The sequence below is a fragment of the Accumulibacter sp. genome, assembly GCF_032229525.1.
In the GTDB taxonomy this organism is placed as follows: Bacteria; Pseudomonadota; Gammaproteobacteria; order Burkholderiales; family Rhodocyclaceae; genus Accumulibacter.
Window position 1 is genome coordinate 9479 of sequence record NZ_JAVTWB010000068.1, and the last position, 6469, is coordinate 15947.

The 6469-nt window shown below is 61.4% G+C and carries 5 protein-coding genes and 1 pseudogene; 2 read left to right on the forward strand and 4 right to left on the reverse strand.

Annotated features, from left to right (window positions below):
- Window positions 1-390 (forward strand): Rnf-Nqr domain containing protein (locus RUW20_RS04445; protein ID WP_313950991.1); only part of this gene is annotated, 390 nt, incomplete at its 5' end.
- Between the two features lie 12 nt (window positions 391-402).
- On the forward strand, window positions 403-1626 hold the full coding sequence (gene nqrF / locus RUW20_RS04450) for an NADH:ubiquinone reductase (Na(+)-transporting) subunit F (RefSeq protein ID WP_313950992.1): 1224 nt from the start codon (window positions 403-405) through the stop codon (window positions 1624-1626).
- A gap of 280 nt (window positions 1627-1906) precedes the next feature.
- On the opposite strand, the gene RUW20_RS04455 is transcribed toward nqrF, so the two are convergent.
- The 4 genes and pseudogenes from RUW20_RS04455 to RUW20_RS04470 all read right to left on the reverse strand — a co-directional run.
- Window positions 1907-2380 (reverse strand): phosphate-starvation-inducible PsiE family protein, encoded by a 474-nt coding sequence (locus RUW20_RS04455; protein ID WP_409559301.1) that lies wholly within the window; start codon window positions 2378-2380, stop codon window positions 1907-1909.
- A gap of 642 nt (window positions 2381-3022) precedes the next feature.
- A pseudogene (gene blaOXA, locus RUW20_RS04460) lies at window positions 3023-3814 on the reverse strand (class D beta-lactamase).
- A 133-nt stretch (window positions 3815-3947) separates the two neighbouring features.
- Window positions 3948-4724, reverse strand: a complete 777-nt coding sequence (locus RUW20_RS04465) for a DUF3750 domain-containing protein (protein WP_313950994.1) — start codon at window positions 4722-4724, stop codon at window positions 3948-3950.
- A gap of 144 nt (window positions 4725-4868) precedes the next feature.
- Window positions 4869-6469: AsmA-like C-terminal region-containing protein (locus tag RUW20_RS04470; RefSeq protein ID WP_313950995.1), on the reverse strand; the 1601-nt coding region annotated here is incomplete at its 5' end.

Here is a 6469-nt window from a genome sequence, read left to right on the forward strand (position 1 = left end):
CTGCCCGAAAGCGATCTTGCCTTCCTCGGCCTGCTGACCTACATCGGTGTCATTGCCGCATTGGTACAAATCCTGGAAATGGTGCTCGACCGCTATGTGCCGGCACTCTACAACGCGCTCGGCGTTTTCCTGCCGCTGATCACCGTCAATTGCGCGATCCTCGGCGGCACGCTGTTCATGGTCGAGCGCGATTACGATTTTGCCGAGAGCTTGGTCTATGGACTAGCTTCCGGGTTCTCCTGGGCGCTGGCCATCGCGCTGCTCGCCGGTATTCGCGAAAAACTCAAGTACAGCGATCCGCCTGCCGGTCTGTCGGGTCTTGGCATTACCTTCATCACCATCGGATTGATGTCGCTGGGCTTCATGTCCTTTGCCGGCATCAAGCTCTGAGGACTACTCGCCATGCTTGCCGAAATCACCCTGGCCATCACTGTCTTCACCGGCACCGTGCTGCTGCTGGTGGGGGTCATCCTGCTGGCACGTCAGCGACTGGTGCCCAGCGGCGATGTGCGGCTGGAGATAAACGGCCAGCGTACCTTGCTGGTCCCGGTCGGCGGCAAGCTGTTGCAGACGCTGGCCGGCCAGAATCTCTTCCTCTCGTCGGCCTGTGGCGGTGGCGGCACCTGTGCGCAGTGCAAATGTCTGGTCGAGGCGGGTGGGGGCGACATGACTCCGACCGAGCGCGGCCATTTCACCCGTCGGCAGGAACGTGAGGGCTGGCGCCTCTCGTGCCAGTTGCCCGTCCGCCAGGACATGAGCATCAAGGTTCCGGAGTCGGTCTTCGGGGTACGGCGGTGGGACTGTCGGGTGGTCGCCAACGACAACGTAGCCACCTTCATCAAGGAACTGACCCTGGCCATGCCCGCTGGCGAGGCAATGAGCTTTCGCGCCGGCAGCTACATGCAGATGGAATGTCCGGAGCACGAACAACGCTACGCCGACATCGATGTCGCCCCGGAATACCGCGAAGACTGGGATCGCCTGAATCTCTGGCGCTATGTTTCGCGCGTAGGCGAATCGACGATCCGCGCCTATTCGATGGCCAACTATCCGGAAGAGAAGGGACTCATCAAATTCAACATCCGTATCGCGACGCCACCGCCCGGCAGCGACGACATTCCGCCGGGCAAGATGTCGTCCTGGGTGTTCGGCCGCAAACCCGGCGATGTGGTGACGCTCTACGGCCCCTTCGGCGAATTCCACGCCCGCGAGACCGACGCCGAGATGATCTACATCGGCGGCGGCGCCGGCATGGCACCGCTACGCTCGCACATCTTCGACCTGCTGAAGCGCCGAGGGAGCAAGCGCCGAATCGCCTTCTGGTATGGCGCACGGTCCCTGCGCGAAGCATTTTACGTCGACGAATTCGAGCAATTGAGCCGCGACAACAGCAATTTCACCTGGCACCTGGCGCTATCGGATCCGCTGCCGACCGACCATTGGCAGGGCCGCACTGGCTTCATCCATCAGGTGTTGCTCGACGATTACCTGAACGACCATCCGGCGCCGGAGGACTGCGAGTACTACCTTTGTGGCCCGCCGATGATGAACACTGCGGTGACAAAGATGCTGATCGATCTCGGCGTCGCACGGGAAAGCATCCTGCTCGACGATTTTGGTGGCTGAACAGCGCCACAGGCGCCACAAAGGAGCAACATGACCTATCTAAATACCTTCTGGCCGATCGTGGCCGCGACGCTGGCCGTCATTGTGCTCTCCGGGCTGGGACTGTCACTCGGCATGTTCTTCGGCCGTCCGCCACCGCGTGGAAGTTGCGGTGGTCTGGCGAGTGGCGCCTGTGCCTGTGCTACCGGGAAAAAACCTGCGCGATGTCAGTCCGCATCCAGTGAATCGGCACCATCAGCGAGCGCCCGTTAGTCGTCGGGAAGCACTTGACCCAGTTCTCTCACTTCTTGGGCTGCGAAGAGACCAGCCAGTAGGTAACACCGAGCGCTAGCAGAATAGCCGCCATGCCATAGAGATATTCGGCTTGCAAGGTGCTCAGGTCAAGCACGATCACCTTACGGGCGATGGCCATCAGTGCAGTCGCTACGACCAGCTGGACGTGGATGACGTCGTCGCGTAGATAGAGGGTGATATTGACCAGGATTTCGATGGCGATCAGCACGGCCAGAAAGGCCGCGAAGACGACAAAAATATCGTTGAGGTTAAGCAGCAGCACGGGCGGGCTTGACAACGCCTTGTAGAGCTCCAGTACCACATCGGCAACGCACCACAGGATCACCATCGTCATCAGGACGGCCAGCAAGCGAATGGCCTGACGGATGACTCGATGCAACCCCCGTATCAATGGGTCGTCGTGTTTCTCCGATAGATGATCGTCGTGAAGCGCCGACCCGTTTTCCTCTGACATCTTCATGGCCTCTTGACCGTTGGTTGAATGCTGACCTGATGAGAATGCGTACTCCGAAGTCACATGCCGAAGTATCCTTAACCGCCATAGCCGAAGTCAATCAAGAAATTCTCCTTGCCGACGGCCTTCGACGGTGATGAAGCAAGCAGGGGGAGCCAGTTTCTTCTGGAGACGCTTCATCCTCTCTTCAGCTTTCCGCGTTCACTCTTGCTCGACGATCACTTCTCTGCTTATACCGCTTGGATGCCGCCGATCTCTCGCGGGCTGTCGGTCGGTTGAAAAGTCTTAACGGTGAGTTATACGAACCCTTCCGGCCGTTGATGGTGGATTCGTGGCTTTTCGTGACCTGTTCGGCGACTGCTCCCGCGAGGCTGCCCGTCGTTCGCGCAGATCGACGTGGCGAGGTGAATGACTGTTGACGCCGTGGCCCAACTCAACGTCGGCTTTGGGGGCGCATTCGCCATCAGCAGGTGTTGGCCGATTGTACTCATCCCGAGTTCGAGCCTACCGCAGTCGTTGGGGCTGCAGGATTCACTTCCAACATTCCAACATCCGTGATTGCAGTATTGCCATAAATCGAGCCCGGCGGCTTTGAGATCGAGGTGGATGACGCTGGAGATCCCCACTTCAGTCTTGCAGCGGAGGCTGTCAGGCTGGTGGCAGCGCCTCGATCGAGCGCAGGATATTGCGCGTGATGTCCTGTTGCTTGGCAAGATCGCTCAATCCGTTCGGTGTGTCGATGTTCAGCGCGAAGAACACCGGGCCGCTCGGCCACTCGACCCAGCCTATCCACCAGCCGATTTTCCCGCTCCACCCGGTCTAGGCCCGCAATATCCAGTCCCGGTTTGCCTCGATGATCATCACATCCTTGACCAGACGCTGGTGCTCGACGCGAAACGCCAGCGTATTCCGATAGAGGCGACGCAAGAGCGAGATTTGTTCATTGGCCGATATAGCCAGGTCACCTTCGATCCAGAAGGGTTTGGCGCCAGTGGTGAGGGTGTTTCCATAGCCGATTTTCTGCAGGTAGTCGGCCTCCCGCTGATCGCCAAGTTGCCGTGCAAATTGTTCGTACACCCAGACGGTGGAGTTGCGCATCGCAGATCGCAGGTTCTGGTCCTGGTTCCATGCGTCGATCGGGCGTTTGATGCCATCCCAGGGGATACGCTGGAATTCGTCACGCAGTATTCCTGCGTCAAGTGCGAACAGGCTATGTGGAATCTTGAAGGTCGAAGCCGGCGAGTAGCGACGACCCGCGCGCTCTGCATCGTGAACAAACACCGCGTCGTTCTTCGCGCGGGCATCGACAACAACGATGGTGCCCCGCACGTCGGCAGCGGCGAAGAAGACAGACCAGTCTGGTCGCTCCTGTGCACTGGATGCCGCCCACGCCTTGAGGGGAATGGCGATGGACAATGCGCAAAGGATACAAAGGATCAGGCGGCGTCGATTCATGGCGTCGATTCTATCAAGCGCCCCGGAGTCGCCACCCAACGCCGGCTGTCCTTCATCGCCGCCTCTTTCGGTCGCATCGTGCGGCGGCACTCTCTGGCGCGGCTCAACGCCGCGCCGATCAATCGACCTCGGACATCCCCACTCGACCGACCCCGGGCAGCTTGATCGCCGGTGGCGAAAGATCGATGCCCAGCGACAGACCAAGCAGGTTCACTTCGAGGCCCTCTTCGGCGGCGATCGTCGCGCCGAGCAGGCCGGCCAGCGAAAACTGGAAACCGCCGCCACTCGCGGCGCGGGCCACCAGGCCACCTTCGGGCAGGTAATCCTTGCCGATCGCTGTCGGCGGCAGGTCGAGGTGCAGTTCGGGCACGGCGCGGCCCAGGTAGGCGATGAAGGTATTGCTGTTCGGACCGGGCCACAGCCGGTATTCGTGATTGTGGGGATAGACCCGCGCTGCCTGGTGCAGGCGGCCGATCAGCGCGTCCACTTCGGCGCCGCCGCGCAGCTGCCGGATCAGCGTCGGCATGTTGCCGTACCAGTAGCCGTCTGCTTCCCCTTCGTGAATGCGCACCGCGTCCATGCCCCGCTGGACGCCCCAGCCGACGACTTCGAGGCGGGTGTAGCGGTCGGCACCGCTCTCCTTGGTGGCGATCCAGGTGTGCACCCCGAAAATGCCGCGCCAACCGAAGGCGCGCGCCGCGTAGACCTGGATGAGCGCCTCCGGGGTGTGCTGCGGATCGGGTGCCTGCCCGCTACTGTCGTGCCGCGCGCTGCGCCAGTCGCCTGGCCGCGCGTCATCGCTCAGGTGCCGACTGAGCGCGACGCCGACCGGGACGACGAACAGCAGCACCAGCACCAGCGCCAACCGCACCGGCCATGATCCCGACAATTTCATTTCCAGCATCCTTCCGAGCGACACGACAACGGCTATTGGTCCGTGCCTGGCGCCGTTGGTTCGTGGCGCACGCCGAGAATTGACAAGAATTTACGTAGTTGCGTGGCGCCGGTGCGGGTGCACCGAGCCGAGCCTCGTCCGGCGTCAGAATGCTGGCACGTCTTGCGGGTTCTTCGAACTGCGCATCTTGCGTGCTTCCTCCAGAACCTTGTCGCAGGCGCCGGAAGAGGCGATCCAGCGATCCCAGAGACCGCCAGCGAGAAGAGACACGCCGAAGGTGGCGAAGGCGACGCCTCCTTCAACTGCAGCCTTGCCGACACTCAAGTCCATTGCCGGCGCCATCAGCGTGCCGCCGAGTTTGAGAAACGGATTGATCAGAGCTCCGGCGCTGAGACCGACCCCATGCAGCGGTACGACCTTGAAGACGAGGTCTATCTTCTCCGAACGCAGGTCGATGCTCCCTCGGGAGATGACCGAAACCTCATTCGTTTGGAGAACCGCGGCCGGCGCCGTCTCGACGCGTCCATTTTTCGACTCGAAGTAGGCGCCGCCACAACTGAGGGTCGAGTAGGGGTCCTTCCTGGCGAATGGGTTGAGTGTGTTGAACAGCTGGAAGGCGAAATCGCCGAACAGCAAACCCATGTCACGGGAGCGAAACTGACCCGGGGAACTGCGCAGCCAGAGGTAGCCGTCAAGCCCTGCGGCCAGCGCACTGAAGCTGTCGCCGCTGGCTGAAAAACGGCTGTCCAGGCGGTGACGCGGCAGCCTGTCTTCATCCTCTTTGGTCATTCCGCGGACAAAAAATGCCACATCGGTCGCTTGCAGCTGCCCTTTCAGCGTTGGCCGTTTGCCGCGGCTATCAAGGGTAAAGTTGGCATCCACCTTGCCCTGTCGCGCCTGCCCCTGTATTCGCTTCACCACCAGCAAGCCATCTTGCAGGCTGGCCTCGGCGCGGACGTCTTGCAGCTGCTGTTGTCTGGCTTCGACCTTGGCCAGCGACGCCAGCAGCTTGCCGTCGAAAGCCCGCAGCACTTCCACAGGCAGCGGTTTGTCCGAGAACAGCTTGTTGCGCCCGGCATCTTTCTTCCCCACGCTCGCTTCACCTTCCACTTGCCCCAGGAAGGGGCGCAGGTCCAGGTACTGCGAGCGGACGTTCAGGGCGATGTGCGGTCTGGCGGTGGTGTTGATGTGCAGGCTTCCCTTGAGGTCGCTGTCCCCGAGAGTCGCTTGCAGGTCATCCATGCGCACGTTGCCGGTGTTGCCGCTCATCGTGCCGCTGAGGGCGAAGGGAAGATCGGCAAAATGCCAGGCCGTGAAGCTGCCGAGGGCCGACAACTTTGATCCCTTCGCCGATAGGCGCACGGCATCTGCCGAGAAGCTCGGTTTGAATGCCACCTTGCCGGCGAGCTCGAACTGGGCGTCGGCCAGCGTGCCGTTCAAGCGTTCGATGTTGACGCTCGTCTCGTCAGCGCTGCCCCTGGCGTCGACGCGAAAGGCGACCGCTGCCGCTAGGTATCCAGGAATCTGCGGCAGCGAGGCACGCAGATTGCTGCCCGCCGCTTTCAGATCAAATTCGATCCGCTCGGGCTGGCGTGGCCAGCCAGTCGATAGCCGCCCGCTCAAACTGCCTTCCGCCAGCGAGAGATTCAGCTCGTCGAGTGCCAGCCCTCGCTCGGACATCTTCAGAACGGTGCTCAGTGAAAACGCCGTGGCCGGAACGCCCTTCAGGATTTCCGGTTTGAGCA